This is a genomic window from Bacillus cereus group sp. TH152-1LC, assembly GCF_027710505.1.
Taxonomy (GTDB): domain Bacteria; phylum Bacillota; class Bacilli; order Bacillales; family Bacillaceae_G; genus Bacillus_A; species Bacillus_A mobilis.
Window position 1 is genome coordinate 72,289 of sequence record NZ_JAQFNK010000007.1, and the last position, 19,694, is coordinate 91,982.

The following is a 19,694-nucleotide window of genomic DNA, read 5'->3' on the forward strand; positions in this document are numbered from 1 at the left end:
GAAGGAGTGTTATACAGTTGAGTACAGATTTAATTTCAAAAAAAGATTTATTAGAACTAACCGGTATTTCATACGGACAGTTATATAGGTGGAAAAGAAAAAATTTAATACCGGAAGATTGGTTTGTACGGAAGTCAACATTCACGGGTCAAGAGACATTTTTTCCGAAAGAAAAGATATTAGAGCGTATTGATAAAATCCAAACGATGAAAGAAGATTTATCTCTTGATGAACTAGCGAATATGTTTTCACCGAGTGTAAGAGAAATCCTTTTAACAAAGGAAGACGTTTTACGTAAAGGGATTGCATCAGAGCCAGTATTACAATTCTTCATAGAACAAACGAATAAAACAACAGAGTTTCAATTTGTAGATATTCTTTATGTGCATATGTTAGAAGAATTACTACAATCGGGAGAGATTAGTTTAGAAGAAGGAAAAATGGTCCTGCAAGTTTTACGTGAAAATTATGAAGCGATTAAGCATAAAACTTGTGATTTAATCATCGTTCGAAAGTTAGGGATTTCTACATGTTTCTTAGTTTCAAACGTGGAGGATTTAATTTTTGAAAAAGGAACCAAAATTGTTTTACGCGAAGCAATTATGAAATATACCGAAGCATTAAAAACGAAACTGTTGTAGTGGAGGAGAAAGTATGCGTACAGATAATTTGATTATAAATGGTTACGGTTCATCGAATGGCGGCGAGTTTCATAAAGTGCAATTAAATGGAAAAGGGACTGTTACTGGAAATATTGAATGTGACCAGTTTGAATGTAACGGTTACGGTGCTGTTACTGGAAATTTGAAAAGTAGCAATGCAAGAATTAGTGGATCGGGTAAAGTCGATGGCACAGTTCATGCAGAAACGATGCGAATTGATGGGAAAGCAACAATTACGCAAGATGTGAAGGCAAACAGTTTAAAAATTGCAGGAAAAGGTACGATTGGTGGAAATGTCACTGGTGAAGAATTTAAAGTCAATGGTCAAGCAACGATTGATGGTAATTGCGAAGTGGATACTTTTTCTTCAGAAGGACAATTTACAATTGGCGGATTATTAAGCGCCGATGAAATAAATATTAATATTCACGGTACATGTCGAGCGAAAGAAATTGGTGGTCAAACGATTAAAGTGAAACATAGACTAAGTACTTTTAGTAGACTGTTTAAATCAGTATTTGGTATGCAGTTAGAGGCTGAATTATTAGAAGGTGACAATATTGATATTGATTATGCTCACATAAGAACGGTAAGAGGAAACAATGTGACAGTAGGAGCGAACTGTGAGATTGAACTCATTGAATATACGGGTGTTCTTACTGTCGATAAAAGCGCAAATGTAAAAGAAATTAAGCAGGTCTAATGGGAGGGGAAAAGTAATATGGAGCATCAACATAGTCTTACTGTCAATGGTTCTGGTAGTTCAGCAGGCGGGGATTATAACAAAGTGAAGATACGCGGCGAAGGAACAATTTCTAATGATATGAGTTGTAATGAATTTAAAACGTACGGAACGAGTGATGTACAAGGTAATATGAAAGTGAAAAATTATGTTGTGTACGGAGATAGTGAAGTACAAGGAAATGTAACTGCGGAATATGTAAAAATTTACGGAAATACACAAATGAATAGTGATGCTCATATTGAAAAAACGAAAGTAAGAGGTATGATAGAAATTAAAGGAAAGTTTACTGGTGATTTCGTAGATGTAAAAGGCGCTTTAAATGTGAAAGGAGATATCGAAGTGGAAGAACTATCACTAACTGGTGGTCTTGAAAGTGATGGATTACTTAATGCTGAAAATATTGAAATTTCACTTCGTTATGAAGGAAGCAAAGTGAGAGAAATCGGTGGTAAGAAGATTACCGTTCGTAAAAAAGCGAGATTCATTCCATTTACAAGTCACGCAGGAAGCCTCCAAACGACTATCATTGAAGGAGATGAAATTTATTTAGAGCATACGATTGCTGAAGTAGTAAGAGGAAACAACGTTACTATTGGTCCAGGATGTGAAATTAGTGTTGTAGAATATCATACTAGTTTTAACCAAAAAGGTAATGCAGTCGTAAAAGAACATAAACAAATATAAGTAGTACGAGGGAGAGCAAGATTATGGTTGAGAAGAATAATAAGCTCGGCTTTGTTGTGGCGGGCTTATTGCTAGGTATTTTAATGGCATCAATGGATAATACCATTGTCGTAACAGCAATGGGAACGATCGTTGGTGACTTGGGAGGCCTTGAAAACTTTGTATGGGTCGTTTCTGCCTATATGGTCGCAGAAATGGCAGGTATGCCGATATTTGGAAAACTATCAGATATGTATGGTAGAAAAAGATTCTTTATTTTCGGTTTAATTGTCTTTATGATTGGTTCGGCACTTTGTGGTACTGCTGAAAATATTACACAGTTAGGTATTTATCGTGCCATTCAAGGTATTGGCGGCGGGGCATTAGTACCGATCGCGTTTACTATTGTTTTTGATATTTTCCCTCCTGAAAAACGCGGGAAAATGGGTGGATTATTCGGAGCAGTATTTGGTTTATCAAGTATTTTTGGTCCGTTACTTGGTGCGTATATTACAGATTACATTAGCTGGCACTGGGTATTTTACATTAACTTACCGCTTGGCGTTTTAGCACTTATTTTTATTACATTCTTTTATAAAGAATCACGAGTTCATAGAAAACAAAAAATTGATTGGTTTGGCGCAATTACTTTAGTTGGTGCAGTAGTTTGTTTAATGTTTGCTTTAGAGCTTGGTGGACAAAAGTATGATTGGGATTCTAGCTTTATTTTAAGTTTATTTGGCGGATTCGCTATTTTAATTATTGCATTCATTTTTATTGAACGTAAAGTAGAAGAACCAATCATTTCATTTGAAATGTTTAAACAACGATTATTCGGAATGAGTACTATTATTGCATTATGTTACGGTGCTGCATTTATGTCAGCAACTGTTTACATACCGTTGTTCATTCAAGGTGTATACGGTGGTAGCGCAACAAACTCGGGATTATTACTTTTACCAATGATGTTAGGATCAGTCGTAACAGCGCAATTAGGTGGATTTTTAACGACGAAGCTTAGTTACCGAAACATTATGATTATTTCCGCGGTTATTATGCTGATTGGACTATTCTTATTAAGCACATTAACGCCAGAAACAAGTCGTATATTATTAACGGTTTATATGATTATCATTGGATTTGGAGTAGGTTTCTCATTCTCTGTACTAAGTATGGCAGCTATTCACAACTTCGGTATGGAACAGCGAGGATCTGCAACTTCAACGAGTAATTTCATTCGTTCATTAGGAATGACACTTGGTATTACAATCTTCGGAATGATCCAAAGAACAGGTTTCCAAGATCAATTAGAAGAAGCATTTAAAGGGATGAGCGGAGGAATGAATACAAATGCTTTAGGAGATTCAAGAGCTATTCTATCAGAATCGGCAAGATCTCAAATCCCGCCGCAAATATTAGATAAAATTATTGAAGCTCTTTCTAGTTCAATTGTTCAAACATTTATGTGGGCATTAGTACCAGCTGGTTTAGCATTCGTATTTATTTTCTTTATGGGAAATGAGCGCATGGTAATTAAGAAACAACAAACGAATAAAAAGAGCGAAACATCAAAAGCGTAATGAAAAAGCTCCTTTCCAATTGGAAGGGAGCTTTTTCGTATGTACGGATTTAGATTAGCCTTCGATAATTTCGTATTCTTCGTCTGCTAATAATAAAACTTGTGTTTTCTTACCTTTGTTTTGAACTTCGATTACATCGTATGCACCTAAGTCTCTTAGCTTGCTTTGAGAAGCGTTAACCATAACTTCCATAGAATCAATTAAGATATCTTCTTCAATGTATGATTCAGGCAATGCCATATCTTCTGTTTCTAATACACATGCATATAGATTTTGTAAGTTTTCAGCAGTTGGGTTTTGTTCCTCAACATCAATGATGTTTTTTACTGCTTCCATATTTTCTTCTTTTGCTTGGTATACTTTAATTTTAGCCATTGTTTTATTCTCCTTTATAACGTAATCGTAGAGGCTACACCTTATTATAACGTTTTTTTCATGAAAGATGAAATTGTTATATGTATTTATAGGAGAATTTATGTGCTATTCCTCATTATTAGCGTAATTTCATTATTAACGTGATGAATAAGTAACTATATTCTGGCGTTAAAGTTATATTGTCCAAGCTTTTCTCAGATTCCGCTCATATTATATGTATTAGATAAAACATATAGAGAAGGGATGGAGTGTAAGTGGGTTGTGAGCCGAAACGAAATCATCGATGTTGTCAAAAAAGCATATGTGAATTTTTACAAAGTCTAGAACCGTTTACGAAAGTGGAGAGTATCGTAATAGGTGGAAACAAAATTGTTGTATCTTATTTTCTTTCATTTAATGAGAGGGAAGGTATTGTATCATTCGTACAAGAGGACGATGAGGTTATCTTTGTAGATTGCTCTAGGATTGATGCAATTCAAATAGGAAAGGTTTGTAGTTGTAAAACGAAAGTTAAATTTATTGAAGTGGATTTTAGTCTTCTTGGAAATGTGTGTCCGCAATGTTTAACGGAGGGAAGTACACTCTTTTTCGACTTTCACAATCCAGAATTGAATGTATCACTACAAGCAAAAACAATTGATGCACCTAGTTGTACTGAGTTTATAGATGAGATGGGGAATGTCGTAAAACAAATTACTATAATAGGTGAAGCGATTGTTTCGAAAGATTTTGTTCAAGTGCCTGAACTATTAAACTTTCGATTAGTTTTATCTGATACGGCTGCGAATCCTGTAAAGTTTGGAATACTGTTCATTAATTTCCCAAATCTTACGTTTATTTTTCTTTTCGCATCGAGTGGATATCTCAACATCTCGAACTGTTTGAAAATCGAGAGTGGAGCTGGTAATACTGAGATAGAAGAGATGAAAAAGATGATATCGAATGACGATCATACGTACACATCAGTTGTTAAAGTGACTAAAGTATATAAAAACGGAGGAACAGAATCATTTGTTTATAAGAATGAGTTATAACATATATATTTAAATAAACCCTTAAACTAATGTTGAGGGTTTTACATAATAAAAGATTATAGATTGCGAATTATTATTAAGTATATTAACTGTAAACCTTTTTACAGGACAGTCATTTATTTATTATTAGATGTTATAATAATTTTATATTTATGAATAATTTATAATTATATGGATTTTAGTAGACGATTGCTTATATGTAGAATAAAAGGACTTATGAAAAAAGTAGAAGTACATTGATTCTAACGAAAGAAGGAATGTGAATGATATATGAAGCGAATATACATACGAGAGAAAAATTAGTTACTATGTTCGAAGATTTCAATAACGTTGTATTACTTTCTTATTTACAAGGACATATGGGTACTGCCTGGGTAAATGATCTTGAAAATCCAACAGTAGCGCAAGTTACCGTAGGGATCTTTACATTTTACGCTGGGGATTCGAATGTGAAAGAAACTGAAGAATTAGTACGTAACATTCCTGATAGAATGTTAGTAATCGTAAATAGTGAAGATTGGAAAAAACGCCTAGAAACATGTTATGAAAGAAAAATAGATAAGTTTTTACGCTATAAATTCAAACGTAATGCGGAAGTTTTTAATCGTTCAAAATTACAATCTTTTATATCAGCGCTTCCAAAAGGATATGAGTTACGAAGAATAGATGAACATATCGTAAATATCCCTACATTACATAAGGTTTCTGAAGATTTTACAAGTCAATTTCAATCAGTAGAAGATTATGTAAATCGAGGTATAGGGTATAGTATTTTGTATAAAGGGGAAGTTGTATGCGGTGCATCATCATACAGCATTTATGATGATGGCATAGAAATTGAAGTTGCGACTGATCTCAATCATAGAAGGAAAGGGTTGGCGACTATAGTTAGTGCAGCGTTAATCTTGGATTGTTTAGAAAAAGAGATATATCCAAACTGGGATGCAGCAAATACTACATCTGCTAAACTAGCTGAGAAGCTAGGGTATGTTTTTGATAAGGCGTATGATACATATTTTGTGGATAATAGATGAATTCGTCTTAAATAAAAAAGCAGCTAGCAAAAGCTAACTGCTCCCCTCCAAGGGAGAATGGAGAAATACAATCATGTTATTTACATTATTGACGGAACAGTCATTTTTAATCAAGCGACTATAAAAGTTTGGATAAAATATCTTTGATTAATCCTGAGGATCCAATCAGAAGCACTAATAGAAAAACGATCGAGAATATACTTTTTTTAGGTTTTTTAAATTCTAGGTAAATATTAATAATGGCACCAATTGCAACTACAATAAAGATAACGAGTCTTACTACATCTATCATGAATAACGCTCCTTTTTATCACTTAATTGTATTATATAGGAATTCACTTTATGGTTAGTTTGTTGGAATACGATTTAAGGTAATTTTAAACAAACTAATCTTTTATACGAAAGTGATATTGTGGTAAAAAGGAAACGTATGTAGTGATTGTATAACATGTAGAAGCTGATGGTGACCAAATAAAGTACGGTTATTGGCTGGTAGAAGTAATTTATATTTTTATATACGCCCTCTATAGGCGCACTTACAGCTTACATAATAAAACATGCTTATCATAATGATCTAAACACCAATTATATTTTTTTAGAATAATTGGATGAACCGCTTCTTTCGTAGTATCGACCTCCGTATAGCCATATTTTTTATAAAAGTCTTTTAATTCTTCAAAAGGAAGACAATATACATGCTGTACTTGTAATTTCTTCGCAGTTTCTACTAAAAATGAAACAAGTTCACCAGCTAATTGTAGTCCCCTAAATTGAGGGAGAATAAAAATCCCGCCCATTTCTAAAGTATCTTCATCTATTTTGACTAAACGACCAACACCTGCATACGAATTGTCGTATGTAATGATTGCCACGATATCGCGTTTTAAATCACTGGGTACAAATCCTATCGATTTATATTGATTATTAATCCATTCTAAATCATTAGATGTGGCTAGTTGAATACTCATTTGTATCACTCCTTTGAAAAATTCGATATATTTGTATTATACAGAATGTAAAGCGGTTAAATTTAGATGATTTTTATTTGCAGTTCAAGTTTTCAAGAATAGTGCATACAATATAAAGTCTTTTCCTTTCTTCATTTAAGTTTTACGTATATAATTTAAAAGTACTATTTATATTTTATATTTTTTATATTTATAACAGAATAGAGGTTTAAAAATGGGTGTTAAAATCATTACGGATAGTGCGGCGGATTTACCGGTAGAATTGCTGCAAGCATATGATATTGATTTAATTCCACTCCGTGTTTATGATGAAGCAGAAACAGAGTATTTAGATGGAGTTACATTAGAGTCAGTTACATTATTGCAAAACATGAGAGAAGGCGCTGTTTATAGAACGTCATTGCCTTCACTTGAAACTTTCCAAGAAAAATTTGTTTCTTATGCAAAAGAAGGTAATCCTTGTATATATTTAGCTTTTTCATCTGAACTATCTGGTACATATCAATCATCAGTTGTTATTAAAGAAGAAGTGAAAGAAACATATGCTGATTTAGATTTAGAAATTATTGATACGAAATGTGCCTCGCTTGGTCAAGGGCTTGTCGTATTAGAAGCTGCTAAAATGGCGAAAGACGGTGCATCAAAAGAAGATATTTTAAAACGTGTTGATTTTCTAATGAACCATATAGAACATATCTTCACAGTAGCTGACTTACAGTACTTAGTGAGAGGTGGGCGTTTAAGTAAAGTAGCTGGTTTTATCGGTGGTTTACTAAATATTAAACCAATCTTAAACGTAGAAGAAGGAAAGCTTGTACCACTTGAAAAGGTAAGAGGAAAAAAGAAAGTACTAAGCCGAATTGTAGATATTATGGAAGAGCGCGGAAAAGACCTTAAAGGTCAAACAATCGCTATGACACACGGCGACGACTTAGAAACAGCCGAAGCATTAAAAGCATTAATTACTGAAAGATTTGGCTGTGAAGTATTTATCGTAAATACAATTGGAGCAGCAATTGGAGCACATACAGGACCTGGTGCGTTAACATTGTTCTTCTTAAATGAGGTAGAGTAAAGGATTGATCTTTTGATCAATCCTTTTTTAATCTAATTTAATTGTTTTATGTGAATAAAATATATAATTATTTATTAACTTTCTCTTTAATAGGTAAGAAAGTAGATAGGAAAGTAATGATAACTAGTCCAAAGCTGATTCTTTCAGTTTGATCAATTACTAAGTCATTTTTCCACTGATAAAGGAAAGAAGCGATTATTAAAAGTAAAGCAGCGCCTCCAACATATCTTACTATTTTTCGTGCGGATTCTTCTTTAAATCTTACAATCATGTTTATCATCCTTTCGTTTTTATTGAATAATTCGACAAGCTAATTTCTAGGATTTGATATTAATAATTCATCTATTAAATTTATTTGGTATATAATAGATATTTTTTATGTATTAGGTAAATGTAATGAACTATAACTATCTAAATGAAGAATGATAGCTTACATGTAGTTAAATCCTTTTCATTAAGTTTATCGTAATTCAAGTATATGATTCTGTGTTTGTTAATAACAAGTAGTAAAATTACATGAAAAAAATGGACGAAAAATCTAAATTTTAACCATTAAATTTAACAAAGTATCTAGAAATAATCATAGTATGAATGTAAAATTAAAATGCATGATACATTTTTTTACATTTGTAAAGTTATGCATTTTCTTAGTATGAAAGATTAAGCAATACATAATGGCTTATTTAGTAAAAAGTATGAAATGGTTAAGCAGGGAGAGTAGAAAGATGGAAATAGGGGAACGTATTCGGCAAGTTCGTATGCATAAAGGATTGACACAGGGGGAGCTCGTATCAGAAATATGCTCAGTAACCTATTTAAGTAGAATTGAGAGTGGGAAAATCAAACCATCATCTTCTTTTATAACGAAGGTTTCTAAAAAGTTAGAAGTTAAGAGCGATTATCTTATAAATGGAAATTAAGAGGAGATAAAGTTTACTATTTTTAAAATATGTAATAAATATAAAAAAGATAAAAGTATTACAGAAGCTGACTTATCTTTGTTAGAATTATACGTTCGTGAAGTGGATTCAATGCATTTATTACTAAAGGTATATGGTGTACTTATATATTATTATGCCCGACAAAAAAACGTTTTACATGTAAAGTCGCTTATAGATCAAGCTTCGCAAATGATACCAAGTCAGGTCGAACTACAAGATCCAGAAGATTATATTTATTACTTAAAAGCCCGAGGTTTATATTTTTATAATAAACAAGACTACATTGCTGCGCATGATATTTATGTACAGGCAGAGAGTTTACTTGGTGTAGAAGAAACTGAACAACATGGTCATATATACTATAATTTATGTCATGTATATAAGGAGCTTTATAAAGATAAAAGTATTAGTCGTTTGTATGCCTTAAAAGCTTACAACGTATACAGAAAAAATGGTATGCAGAAAAACGTAATAAATACACTTTTAATGCTTGCAATATTGTATATTATGGATGAGTTATATGAAAAGGCACTTGAAATTTTACAGCAAGTAGAAAAAAGTTTGGCTATTAATGGTGATTCAAAGTATTTACCTATAATTTCATATGATTACGGGAAAATTTATCAAGGCTTGAAAGACTATACGAATGCCATTAAATACTACGAAAAAACTTTGGAATTAAGTGAATTTTTATCACAGAAAGATCAAAAAGTATATGCGTTACGAAACATGTTGGAGATTTACATAGAACTTAAAGATTGGAAAAATGTTAATAAAGTTATGAATGAAGCATTTCGTTTTTTATCGATTTATGATGTGCCAATTGCATTTGTCCAACTATATGGTTTGAAAGCTAAAGTATTCAAAATACGTGGGGATTATTATGAATATGAAAAAAATATGCAAAAAGCAATTGAAGTAGGAGTAGAAAAAAGCCAACAGCGTTTAGTTGCTGAATTCTCCTATGAATTAGGTAACTTTTATAATGAAAATCGCTCTTATAAATTATCTGCAAAGTATTTTAAAATATCAGCTGAAAATAAAATGGATTTATAATGCAGTTTAGCCAAAATTCTTATGAATTGTAAAGAGTTATCCAAAAGAGTAGTATATTCTATACTTTTTGGATAACCTTTTTTATTACTATTCTATAATTACTGTTTGATATGGCGGATTTTTCTTTTATTAGAAATTAATATTTTTTCCAGCAGCAATACCATTCATCTGTTTATGTTATATGTGTTTCAGTAGCATAGGAAAAGAATATAAATAAGAATGTGTTTATAGAAATCTAAATATTTAAAGATATTAATTTTTTTACATTTCATTTATAATTGTGAGGGGAGAAACATCTGTAACTATTTGTAAAAATAGGAGGCGGCTATAAAAATGCAAGAAATTGCTAGGTGGGATTTAGATCAATTGTATCCAATTGAGGATATTCTAACTCCAATATTGGAGTTGAAAGAACAATATTATGTGACAAAAGATGTAGAGATTCTTTCAAAACTTATACAAGCTATTGAAAAAGCAGAATACTATATGTATTGCCGATCGGCTGAAGAAAGTGTTACATCTGAACTTGCTATAGCGTTTACGACAGTAAAAGATTTGAAAAGAGAAGTGCAGCAAGTAATACAGCAAAGTGAAATGGAAACTTCCAATAATCTTAATACTAATTTAATAAAAGATGAACTTGATGCATGGGAAAATATGTACATACAATTAAGAAATAAGATAGAAATAGAGCACAATAATAAACAATTATCATTTGGTCACGCAAATAACATTGCACTGAATAGTGATAATGAAAAGGAAAGATTAGAAGTATTCGAGTTATTAACAAGTGCCTTACATAAGGAAAAAGAAATCTTCGCTACTGTCTTAAATCAAATAGGGAGATTACGCAATACAAAGAGTAATGAATTAGAAGAAAGAGAGATTTTAACGCAATCTCTACATGCGAATGGTATTTCTGAAACTGTATTATTACAAATGTGGAATGCGACAGAAGAAAATCTTGATACATTAGTAAGTGCTTTAAACGTGTGTAAGAAGGGGGAAGCTTTGATTACATGGCATGAACTTATGACCGTAAAGGAAAATAATGAGGTTCATATCCCTTTTTCAGTAGCAGTTCAAAACATATACGATGCGTTCGAAAATATAGATAAAGAATTAGCAGAATTTGCACGGAATGCAATAGAGAGTGGATGGGTGGATGCGGAACCGAGAGATAATAAACCACCTGGTGGATTTTGTGCTCCATTTTTCAGTGAAAAAGAATCACGAATCTCTATGCGTTATGACGGAAGTATCGATAGTGTAAGAGTACTTGCGCACGAACTAGGACATGCTTGGCATTTTTATAATATGAGTTTTGAGCAATCTACTTCTTTTTTAGATGATTATTTGCCAATGAGTACGGCTGAATCGGCGTCTATTTTCTTTGAAACGATACTGCTAAACTATCTAATTCAAACAACAGATAGTATAGATATGAAAAAATCATTGCTTAGTTGGAAAATAAGAAACTGTTTTAATTATGTAATGGCAATTCGGGCATCATTTGAATTTGAAAAGAATTTTTATGAAAAATGTAAAGAAGGTCCTTTAAGTGCTGATGAAATCGAGAGGTTATCTATAATAGCACAAGAAAAAGCATACGGGAATGCATTATTAGAATATCAGCCGTTTGTTTGGATGAAATATGTTCAGTTTTATATAGCAGATGTACCTTTTTATAATTATCCATATATATTTGGGTATTTAGCTAGTTTTAGTTTATTAGAAATAGCTAAAGAAAGTAAAAGTACTTTTCATTTAAAATACAAAGAGTTTTTACGAGAAACAGGAAAAGCTCCAGTGGAAGAGCTTATGAAAAAACATTTTGAAATAGATATAACAAGTTATGCATTTTGGGATAAAGCTTATAAACAAATTTCTAAAGATATTGCTGAATATTTGAGGCTTATTTAGAGTGAAAAAGGGGGCAACATACATGAACAGAATAGGAATTATCGGAGCAATGCAAATTGAAATAGACTTACTTTTAGAAAAACTAGCTATACAAGAGGAACAGACGATTGCGGGAATGCCCTTTTACATTGGCGAATTCATGGGAACAGAAGTAATTATTACACGTTCTGGTGTAGGGAAAGTAAATGCAGCCGCATGTACGCAAATATTAATTCATAAATTTCATGTAGATGCTATCATCAATACGGGTGTTGCTGGAGGGTTACACCCAGATGTAAAAGTTGGTGATATCGTTATTTCAACGAATGTTACCCATCATGATGTAAGTAAAACTCAAATGAAAAACTTATTCCCGTTCCAAGAAGAATTTGTCGCAAGTAAGGAATTAGTAGAGTTAGCACGTATTGCATGCGATAGTAGTAGTTTACATATGGAAGTTCATGAAGGAAGAATCGTCAGTGGTGAATGTTTTGTTGAAGATTCAAAACTAAAAGCGAAATTAATAGACGATTATGCACCACATTGTACAGAAATGGAAGGCGCAGCAATTGGACATGTTGCGCACATAAATGATATACCGTTTCTCGTTATACGATGTATTTCTGACAGTGCAGACGATGAAGCTCAAGTTTCCTATGATGATTTCGCAAGAACTGCCGCAAATTATTGTTCAGAAATTATCGTTGAGATGCTGAAAAAGATATCGAGTAATACTTATAGTTCAAAAGGAGAGAATGAAATGTTACAAGCATTAATTTTTGATATGGACGGAACGTTATTTCAAACAGATAAAATTTTAGAATTATCGCTAGATGATACTTTTGATTATTTGCGTTCATTACAATTATGGGATACGGTAACACCTATTGATAAATACCGTGAAATCATGGGTGTTCCGTTACCGAAGGTTTGGGAAGCTTTATTACCAGATCATTCTCTTGAAGTAAGAGAACAAACAGATGCATATTTTTTAGAAAGATTAATTGAAAATATTAAGAGTGGAAAGGGTGCATTATACCCATATGTAAAAGAAATCTTTACATATATAAAAGAAAATAATTGTTCAATATATATTGCTAGTAATGGTTTAACTGAATATTTACGAGAAATCGTATCTTATTATGATTTAGACCAATGGGTTACTGAAACATTTAGTATTGAACAAATAAACTCACTTAATAAAAGTGACTTAGTAAAAAATATTTTGAACAAATATGATATAAAAGAAGCAGCTGTAGTTGGAGACCGTTTATCTGATATACGTGCAGCGAAAGATAATGGCTTGATTGCGATTGGATGTAATTTTGATTTTGCACAAGAAGATGAACTTGCTCAGGCGGATATAGTAATAGATGATTTATTGGAGTTGAAGGGGATATTGCCTGAAGTAAAGAATAAGCATGTTACGAATTGAATAAAGTAACAATCATAAAAATGCTCAGAATAAATGATTCTTGAGCATTTTTATGTATTTTCAAATTAAGGGGGAAATCAATTGAAAGATATACATATTCAACAAATAGAAGATTTAATGATATATGAACACGATTATCTTGTCCAAGAAAGCAAAGAAGAAGGATTTCATTTCCTAATAAGACTTATAAGTGAATATGAAAATAAAATAAACACGTTTAATAAAACTGGTGAATGTTTATATGGTATTTTTCAAGGGGAAAAGTTAATTGGAATAGGAGGGTTAAATGAAGATCCATATACAGAAAACAATAAGATTGGTAGGGTAAGGAGATTTTATATTGCAAAAGAATACCGAAGGAAAGGAGTAGGGAGGTTACTGTTATTGCGAATTTTAAGCGATGCGAAAAAATATTTTAATATTGTTGTCTCACATACAGATACAAAACCGGGAGACAAATTTTATACTTCAAGTGGATTTGTGAAAGGGACAAAATATGTAGGAGCGAGTCATTATATGAACATATATAAAAGGATGTAGTGAATTTTTATTTATCTCTTATATCGGAACTTTTGTTCTGTTTTTAGGCGGATGGGTGGTATAATTTATATGAATCTACTATTAGAATGGGGAATTGGATAATGGGAGAAAATAAAATTATTAATGATTTCAATGAATATTCAATTTGGATAAATACATTGAAAGGTATGAAAGAGGAATTGTGGGTGGCACCAATATCAGAGGGGAAATGGACAGTTGGTGAGATCGTATCTCATATTATGAACTGGGATGACTATCTATTACGTGAGACATTATCATCAGTGCGAGAAGGACAGGGAATGGAGTTTCCTGATTTTGATACATATAATAAACTAGCATCTAATTATGCTAAATCAGGAATATCTAAGATGAGACTTCTTTAAGAAGCAAAAGCTAAAAGAGAGTTACTCGTAAAAGAACTTAGATTACTGCATGATGAAAAACTAAAGAAACCTTTAACAGCCAATGGAGTATCACACTGTCCTCATACTGGAACGCCGTATTCTCTTATTTATATTATTAAAGAATTTATAGAGCATGATAACCATCATAAAAGACAGATTATTCATTTTTTAAATGAAAATGCAGTTGCTAACTGATAAAGAAAGATCCCACAAATGATATTTATGGGATCTTTCTTACATTATAATTTAACATTCATTTCTTTCAATAACCCCTTCGGATCACCTTTCACATAATAAAAGTGCGGATTATTTTCATCATCGTAAAGCATAATATAAGGTTTTTGATTAAGTGGTAGAAGAATAAGTACTTCATCAATTGTTGTATGTAACCATTGATTTGTAATAGAAACTGGTTTAGATAATGGGATTTTTATCATGTGACCATCTTTTGGAACGACGTTTAAATTTTTGAACGGGCCAGTAATGGATTTAGCATATTGAACAGCTTCTTTTTGAATAGCTGGATCTAAAGATTGTTTTTGAACGACCATTTCTTTTTGACAATCAAATACTTCAATTTGTTGATTTGTATTTGCGAACACATTTGTTGATAATAAGAAACAAAGAAGAGTAATGACCCCGATTTTTTTAATCATAATACAACACCTCGTTTTTACTATACCCTGAAAAGGTTTAAATATTTTTCTGTCACATTGATGTAACAAAGAAGTTGTATAATACAATTGGTTTTTGTTTAAAAGTAATGGAGGATAATGCATGAGAGTATTAATCGCAGATGATGAACAAGATATGTTAAGGATTTTAAAAGCTTATTTTGAGAAAGAAGGCTTCGAAGTTTTATTAGCGAAAGATGGAGAGGAAGCACTTCAAATATTTTTTGATAAAAAAATTGATTTAGCTATTTTAGATTGGATGATGCCGAAACATAGTGGTATTACTGTCTGTCAAGAAATAAAAAAGAATTCAAGCGTAAAGGTATTAATGCTTACGGCGAAAAGTGAAAGTGAAGATGAATTAGCAGCGCTTCAAAGTGGAGCAGATGAATACGTAAAAAAACCATTTCATCCAGGCGTACTTATTACGCGAGCGAAAAAGCTAATACAGCATGATGATGTTATTCAAGTTCAAGATTTGAAAATAGATTTCACTAAAAATAAAGTTTATAAAAATGACAAAGAGTTAGATATTACAAAAACAGAGCTAGAATTAATAAAGTGTTTTTTAAATCACAAAGGCATGATTTTAACTCGTAAAAAATTGTTAGATATCGTATGGGGATTTGACTATTTTGGAGAAGAGCGAACTGTTGATACACATGTAAGAAGATTACGTAAAAAAGTTGGAGAAAATATTATAAAGACGCATCGTGGTTTAGGATATAGTTTGGAGGAACAGAGTGAATAAACTTGGAAAAAAGCTATTTCTCAGTATTTCTTTAACTGTTATTCTTATTTTTACAATCTCTTTATTATTAATTAACTATCTTTTACCGAAATATAATATTTACAAAACGCGAGAAAGCTTAGAAGGTATTACAGCACAAATTCAGTCTATACCGAGCGAACAACTGGATGAAGTCATTACTAGCATTGAAAATAAAAGAAATGTTACGATTGCGTATACAGCAATTAACAATTCGGAAGATCATATTAATGATGAGTTACGTATGCAACTTACAAGGAAAAGGGTTGCACTTAATAAACTTTGGATTACAAAAGAAGAAATAATGAAAGTAAAGAACGTCGGACAATCGAATAATATATATGATCAAGAGAAGATGAAATCTAGCTTTTTTGTGAAATACATTGCGAAAGACGATATGTTGATTTTGGTAGGGGTTTCGATCGCAAATTCTAATGAAGTCATAAAAACATTAAATACATTTTATTTGTACATTTTAGGCATTACGATTTTTCTCATTATCGTACTTGTATGGATACTTTCAACAACAATAACTAGACCATTAAAAGAATTAAGTGATGTGGCAGAAGATATTTCAAATTTGAAATTTGAACGAGCGAAAGTGAAAACAAATGATGAAATAGGAGAATTAGCAAATAGTATTAATGTCATGAGTGATAAACTACATGAGGCACATGAAGATTTAACAGATCGAAATGAACATTTAAAACGATTTATGGGTGATGTGACGCATGAATTAAAAACTCCAATCTCGTTAGTTAAAGCATATTCTATGGGAATAAAAGATGGTTTAGATGATGGCACATACATAGATACTATTATTAAACAAACGGATCACATTTCGAACTTAATTGAAGAGTTATTACGATTTTCTAAACTAGAGAGAGATGTTTTACAAAAAGAACAATTTTCTATCGTATCACTAGTCCAAAGTATATTAGATAAGCATAAGATTGAACTGGAATCGAAAGAAATTGATTTACATGTGAACTATAATGTGGGCGATGCAATTGTTTATGCAGATATAAATAAAATGAGAATGGTGTTTCAAAATTTAATATCTAATGCGATAAAATATACAGCAAATCAACATATAAAAATTACTTTAGAAGAACGAAATGACAGTGTATATTTTCAAATTCAAAATGGGATGAATGTAGAACATATAAAAGATATCGATAAAATTTGGGAACCTTTTTATGTATTAGAATCTTCTCGTAGTAAAGAACATTCCGGCACAGGACTAGGCCTAGCGATTGTGAAAAGTATTTTAGAAAGACATGGTTTTGATTATGGAGTCTCTACAATAGAGGGAGATATAAGATTTTATATGAATATGAAGAATGACTAATTCGAAACTATAAAAAGCATCGTCTATTATTAGGCGATGTTTTTTTTATGATAATATGAGAGCAGTAAATCAGAATATATAACCTCGAAATCTCGTTTGAAGGGTGTTCTACCAATTTTTCAAGTTATTGCATAAAATATAAACTGAATTTTCAGTAATTTTGTTGTATAGTAAAAAGGAGACATATATGGGGAGGAAAGATTATGGGGAAAAAGAAAATAGCAATTACATTATCAACAATCTTATCTTTATCAGTCACAACAGGAGTTTCTAGTATGACTGCGTATGCAGACAAGAAAGAAACAAACTACATAAATGAGAATGACGTGAAGTTAAATGGGAAAGTTGCAGAAGAGCTACAATCGAATACGAAGATCGAATTAGAAAATGGGATGACAAAGCCGGTTTACTCGCTTGATGAAGCAATTATCGAAAATCTATTTGTAGAGACGGAAGTTGATAGTGATCGAGATGGTAAAAAAGATCGAGTCTCAGTAAAAGTTATGCGGCCAAAAACAGATCCTAACGTGAAAGTGCCCGTTATATATGAAATGAGTCCATATCGATCTGGTTTAAAGGATGTTCCTGTATATAATGTAGATGAAGAATTGTATGCGTATGAAGGCAAACCGTATGGGGCTGTTAATCTTGGTTCATACGGCAATTATTATGTGCCAAGAGGCTATGCAGTGATTTTAGGTGAGAGTATTGGAACTGGAAAATCAGACGGATGTCCAACAACTGGAGATGAGCAAGAAATATTAGGGACAAAATCTGTTATTGATTGGGTGAATGGACGTGCGAAAGCATATACAGAAAATGGTGAGGAAGTTAAGGCTGATTGGTCAACAGGAAATGTAGGTATGACAGGAGTATCTTATAATGGTACGTTACCAAATGCTGTTGCGACGACTGGTGTTGAAGGGTTAAAAACAATTATTCCAATCGCAGCGATTAGTAGTTGGTATGATTATTATCGTGCAAACGGTGCAGTCATTGCGCCAGGTGGATACCAAGGAGAAGATACAGATAATATGGCAGAAGCAGTACTAACAAGAGAAAATCCTGAAGTTTGCGGACAAGTAATAAAAGAGCTAACAGCTGGACAGGACCGGAAAACTGGTAATTATAATGATTTTTGGGATAAGCGTAATTATGTAAAAGATGCTAAAAATGTAAAAGCAAGCGTATTTGTTGTTCATGGTTTAAATGATTGGAATGTTAAGACGAAGCAGTTCGCGCAATGGTGGGATGCACTTGGAGAGAATAATGTTCCTCGTAAAATGTGGTTACATCAAGGTGGACACGGTGGGACATCTACTAATGACTGGCAAAGAACACAAAATAAATGGCTCGATTATTGGTTGTATGGAATTGAAAATGGAATTATGAATGAACCAATGGTTGATGTACAACGTGAAAATAAAACGTGGGAAAAATTAAAAAACTGGCCGGATCCATCAGCTGTGCCGTCAAAAGTTCGGATGTATTTAAGTAACAAAGCAGTTAATTTACCATTAAGTATGGGCTCTGCAAATAAAGTTTTCTCATTCGTAGATGATGCAAAATTGAAATCAAATCAATTAATAACAAACCCAGAACTAGAAGTAGCAAATCGATTAGTGTATACAATGCCGGTATTACAAAAAGATATGAAAATAAGCGGGACACCAAAAATTTCAATTACAGGAAATATTGATCGTCCTGTATCAAATTTAACAGCATTACTTGTTGATTATGGCGGAGCAAAGCCTGAAATAGTGACGAGAGGTTGGATGGACCCACAAAACTTAAATAGTATAAAAGATTCAACAGCACTTAAACCAGGTAAAGATTATACATTCACATGGGACATGCAGCCAGATGATTATGTATTTAAAGCGGGGCATCAAGTAGGGGTTGTTTTACTCGCTAGTGACTATGATTATACAATTAGACCGAAAGCGGGAACGAAGCTTACAGTGAAATTAAGTGAAGTGACATTGCCAATTGTGAAATAAATAGTTACAGATAAAGAGCTTACTGCATAGTAAGCTCTTTACATTTTGAAATGGGGAGTTTAATGTGAATTTTTATTGGTAGATATAAAAATGCTTACAATAAATAAAAAAATTGCATTTATAATCAATAGACCACTAAAGATAAGCCCAGCAAAACCTCCAGCAAATCCATCTCCTACTTTTTCACCAATTACGTGCAAAGTGGCGAAGAAAACAATGGGGGAAGAAAGAATGAAAAGACCACTGGCTATTTTCCATATTTGTGGATATTTCTTTGCTATAAAGAAAATCAGAGTATTAAAAGAAATAAGAAGAAAAACAAATCCAATTAATGAATTCATCATATCCTCCTTTCACAGTATAAGTCTGAATTTTCATATGTTCATTTTGAATGGAATATTATACAATATAATTATATTTTATGGAAAGTGAGTGATATATTATGACAGTCAGCTCTTTCGAATTTTTATTAAAAATAAAGGTACA

At 32.2% G+C, this 19,694-nt stretch carries 18 protein-coding genes and 2 pseudogenes; 15 read left to right on the forward strand and 5 right to left on the reverse strand.

From position 1 onward, the window contains the following. Positions 1-17 precede the first annotated feature (17 nt). The 4 genes from PDL00_RS17545 to PDL00_RS17560 are packed head-to-tail and all read left to right on the forward strand — an operon-like array spanning position 18 to position 3,650. On the forward strand, positions 18-641 hold the full coding sequence (locus PDL00_RS17545; RefSeq protein WP_270730451.1) for a YhbD family protein: 624 nt from the start codon (positions 18-20) through the stop codon (positions 639-641). Between the two features lie 13 nt (positions 642-654). Next, a complete protein-coding gene (locus PDL00_RS17550) occupies positions 655-1,365 on the forward strand; it encodes a bactofilin family protein (protein ID WP_242256824.1) in 711 nt (236 codons plus the stop codon). Between the two features lie 18 nt (positions 1,366-1,383). Then, the gene (locus PDL00_RS17555) at positions 1,384-2,091 is read left to right on the forward strand and encodes a cytoplasmic protein (RefSeq protein ID WP_270730453.1); all 708 of its coding nucleotides are present in this window, start codon (positions 1,384-1,386) and stop codon (positions 2,089-2,091) included. 23 nt (positions 2,092-2,114) lie between these two features. Beyond that, positions 2,115-3,650 carry an MDR family MFS transporter gene (locus PDL00_RS17560; protein WP_242252731.1) on the forward strand — a complete coding sequence of 512 codons (1,536 nt, stop codon included), beginning with the start codon at positions 2,115-2,117 and terminating at the stop codon, positions 3,648-3,650. A 54-nt stretch (positions 3,651-3,704) separates the two neighbouring features. Here PDL00_RS17560 and PDL00_RS17565 read toward each other — a convergent pair whose 3' ends face one another. Then, complete coding sequence (locus PDL00_RS17565; RefSeq protein WP_001062734.1) at positions 3,705-4,025, reverse strand: hypothetical protein; 321 nt, start codon at positions 4,023-4,025, stop codon at positions 3,705-3,707. A 254-nt stretch (positions 4,026-4,279) separates the two neighbouring features. On the opposite strand from PDL00_RS17565, the gene PDL00_RS17570 reads away from it, so the two are divergent. Further along, a complete protein-coding gene (locus tag PDL00_RS17570; protein ID WP_270730457.1) occupies positions 4,280-5,059 on the forward strand; it encodes a BC_2878 family exosporium-associated protein in 780 nt (259 codons plus the stop codon). Between the two features lie 263 nt (positions 5,060-5,322). Continuing rightward, positions 5,323-6,093 (forward strand): GNAT family N-acetyltransferase, encoded by a 771-nt coding sequence (locus PDL00_RS17575; protein ID WP_270730458.1) that lies wholly within the window; start codon positions 5,323-5,325, stop codon positions 6,091-6,093. Positions 6,094-6,629: 536 nt separating this feature from the next. Here the strand turns inward: PDL00_RS17575 and PDL00_RS17580 are convergent. Beyond that, positions 6,630-7,061 carry a GNAT family N-acetyltransferase gene (locus tag PDL00_RS17580; RefSeq protein WP_270730460.1) on the reverse strand — a complete coding sequence of 144 codons (432 nt, stop codon included), beginning with the start codon at positions 7,059-7,061 and terminating at the stop codon, positions 6,630-6,632. A 214-nt stretch (positions 7,062-7,275) separates the two neighbouring features. Between PDL00_RS17580 and PDL00_RS17585 the strand changes: the two genes are divergently transcribed. After that, positions 7,276-8,136, forward strand: a complete 861-nt coding sequence (locus PDL00_RS17585) for a DegV family protein (RefSeq protein WP_088082017.1) — start codon at positions 7,276-7,278, stop codon at positions 8,134-8,136. A 67-nt stretch (positions 8,137-8,203) separates the two neighbouring features. Here PDL00_RS17585 and PDL00_RS17590 read toward each other — a convergent pair whose 3' ends face one another. Continuing rightward, positions 8,204-8,407 (reverse strand): hypothetical protein, encoded by a 204-nt coding sequence (locus PDL00_RS17590; protein WP_215586438.1) that lies wholly within the window; start codon positions 8,405-8,407, stop codon positions 8,204-8,206. Positions 8,408-8,861: 454 nt separating this feature from the next. Between PDL00_RS17590 and PDL00_RS17595 the strand changes: the two are divergent. From PDL00_RS17595 to PDL00_RS17615, 5 genes and pseudogenes are all read left to right on the forward strand, one after another. Then, a pseudogene (locus PDL00_RS17595) lies at positions 8,862-10,133 on the forward strand (helix-turn-helix domain-containing protein). A 333-nt stretch (positions 10,134-10,466) separates the two neighbouring features. Continuing rightward, positions 10,467-12,056, forward strand: coding sequence for a M3 family metallopeptidase (locus tag PDL00_RS17600; RefSeq protein ID WP_270730464.1), 1,590 nt, complete (start codon positions 10,467-10,469; stop codon positions 12,054-12,056). A gap of 22 nt (positions 12,057-12,078) precedes the next feature. Further along, positions 12,079-13,470 (forward strand): 5'-methylthioadenosine/adenosylhomocysteine nucleosidase, encoded by a 1,392-nt coding sequence (locus tag PDL00_RS17605; protein WP_270730465.1) that lies wholly within the window; start codon positions 12,079-12,081, stop codon positions 13,468-13,470. A gap of 81 nt (positions 13,471-13,551) precedes the next feature. Continuing rightward, entirely contained in the window at positions 13,552-14,010 is a 459-nt protein-coding gene (locus PDL00_RS17610) for a GNAT family N-acetyltransferase (RefSeq protein WP_270730466.1), read from the forward strand. 101 nt (positions 14,011-14,111) lie between these two features. After that, a pseudogene (locus tag PDL00_RS17615) lies at positions 14,112-14,609 on the forward strand (DinB family protein). A 44-nt stretch (positions 14,610-14,653) separates the two neighbouring features. On the opposite strand, the gene PDL00_RS17620 reads toward PDL00_RS17615, so the two are convergent. After that, positions 14,654-15,070, reverse strand: a complete 417-nt coding sequence (locus tag PDL00_RS17620) for a hypothetical protein (RefSeq protein WP_088096686.1) — start codon at positions 15,068-15,070, stop codon at positions 14,654-14,656. A 121-nt stretch (positions 15,071-15,191) separates the two neighbouring features. Between PDL00_RS17620 and PDL00_RS17625 the strand changes: the two genes are divergently transcribed. From PDL00_RS17625 to PDL00_RS17635, 3 genes are all read left to right on the forward strand, one after another. Further along, the gene (locus tag PDL00_RS17625; RefSeq protein ID WP_270730467.1) at positions 15,192-15,839 is read left to right on the forward strand and encodes a response regulator transcription factor; all 648 of its coding nucleotides are present in this window, start codon (positions 15,192-15,194) and stop codon (positions 15,837-15,839) included. After that, the gene (locus tag PDL00_RS17630; RefSeq protein WP_270730468.1) at positions 15,832-17,208 is read left to right on the forward strand and encodes a sensor histidine kinase; all 1,377 of its coding nucleotides are present in this window, start codon (positions 15,832-15,834) and stop codon (positions 17,206-17,208) included. Before PDL00_RS17625 ends, PDL00_RS17630 begins: the two co-directional genes overlap by 8 nt. A gap of 203 nt (positions 17,209-17,411) precedes the next feature. Further along, a complete protein-coding gene (locus PDL00_RS17635) occupies positions 17,412-19,208 on the forward strand; it encodes a Xaa-Pro dipeptidyl-peptidase (protein ID WP_270730469.1) in 1,797 nt (598 codons plus the stop codon). A gap of 59 nt (positions 19,209-19,267) precedes the next feature. Here PDL00_RS17635 and PDL00_RS17640 read toward each other — a convergent pair whose 3' ends face one another. Continuing rightward, entirely contained in the window at positions 19,268-19,552 is a 285-nt protein-coding gene (locus tag PDL00_RS17640; RefSeq protein WP_270730470.1) for a hypothetical protein, read from the reverse strand. Between the last annotated feature and the right edge of the window lie 142 nt (positions 19,553-19,694).

Coding starts and splice junctions, on each gene's coding strand:
- PDL00_RS17560 (WP_242252731.1), top strand. CDS start 2,115: ATGGTTGAGAAGAATAATAAGCTCGGCTTTGTTGTGGCGGGCTTATTG.
- PDL00_RS17600 (WP_270730464.1), top strand. CDS start 10,467: ATGCAAGAAATTGCTAGGTGGGATTTAGATCAATTGTATCCAATTGAG.
- PDL00_RS17640 (WP_270730470.1), bottom strand. CDS start 19,552: ATGATGAATTCATTAATTGGATTTGTTTTTCTTCTTATTTCTTTTAAT.
- PDL00_RS17605 (WP_270730465.1), top strand. CDS start 12,079: ATGAACAGAATAGGAATTATCGGAGCAATGCAAATTGAAATAGACTTA.
- PDL00_RS17635 (WP_270730469.1), top strand. CDS start 17,412: ATGGGGAAAAAGAAAATAGCAATTACATTATCAACAATCTTATCTTTA.
- PDL00_RS17580 (WP_270730460.1), bottom strand. CDS start 7,061: ATGAGTATTCAACTAGCCACATCTAATGATTTAGAATGGATTAATAAT.
- PDL00_RS17590 (WP_215586438.1), bottom strand. CDS start 8,407: ATGATTGTAAGATTTAAAGAAGAATCCGCACGAAAAATAGTAAGATAT.
- PDL00_RS17585 (WP_088082017.1), top strand. CDS start 7,276: ATGGGTGTTAAAATCATTACGGATAGTGCGGCGGATTTACCGGTAGAA.
- PDL00_RS17625 (WP_270730467.1), top strand. CDS start 15,192: ATGAGAGTATTAATCGCAGATGATGAACAAGATATGTTAAGGATTTTA.
- PDL00_RS17550 (WP_242256824.1), top strand. CDS start 655: ATGCGTACAGATAATTTGATTATAAATGGTTACGGTTCATCGAATGGC.
- PDL00_RS17565 (WP_001062734.1), bottom strand. CDS start 4,025: ATGGCTAAAATTAAAGTATACCAAGCAAAAGAAGAAAATATGGAAGCA.
- PDL00_RS17575 (WP_270730458.1), top strand. CDS start 5,323: ATGATATATGAAGCGAATATACATACGAGAGAAAAATTAGTTACTATG.
- PDL00_RS17555 (WP_270730453.1), top strand. CDS start 1,384: ATGGAGCATCAACATAGTCTTACTGTCAATGGTTCTGGTAGTTCAGCA.
- PDL00_RS17620 (WP_088096686.1), bottom strand. CDS start 15,070: ATGATTAAAAAAATCGGGGTCATTACTCTTCTTTGTTTCTTATTATCA.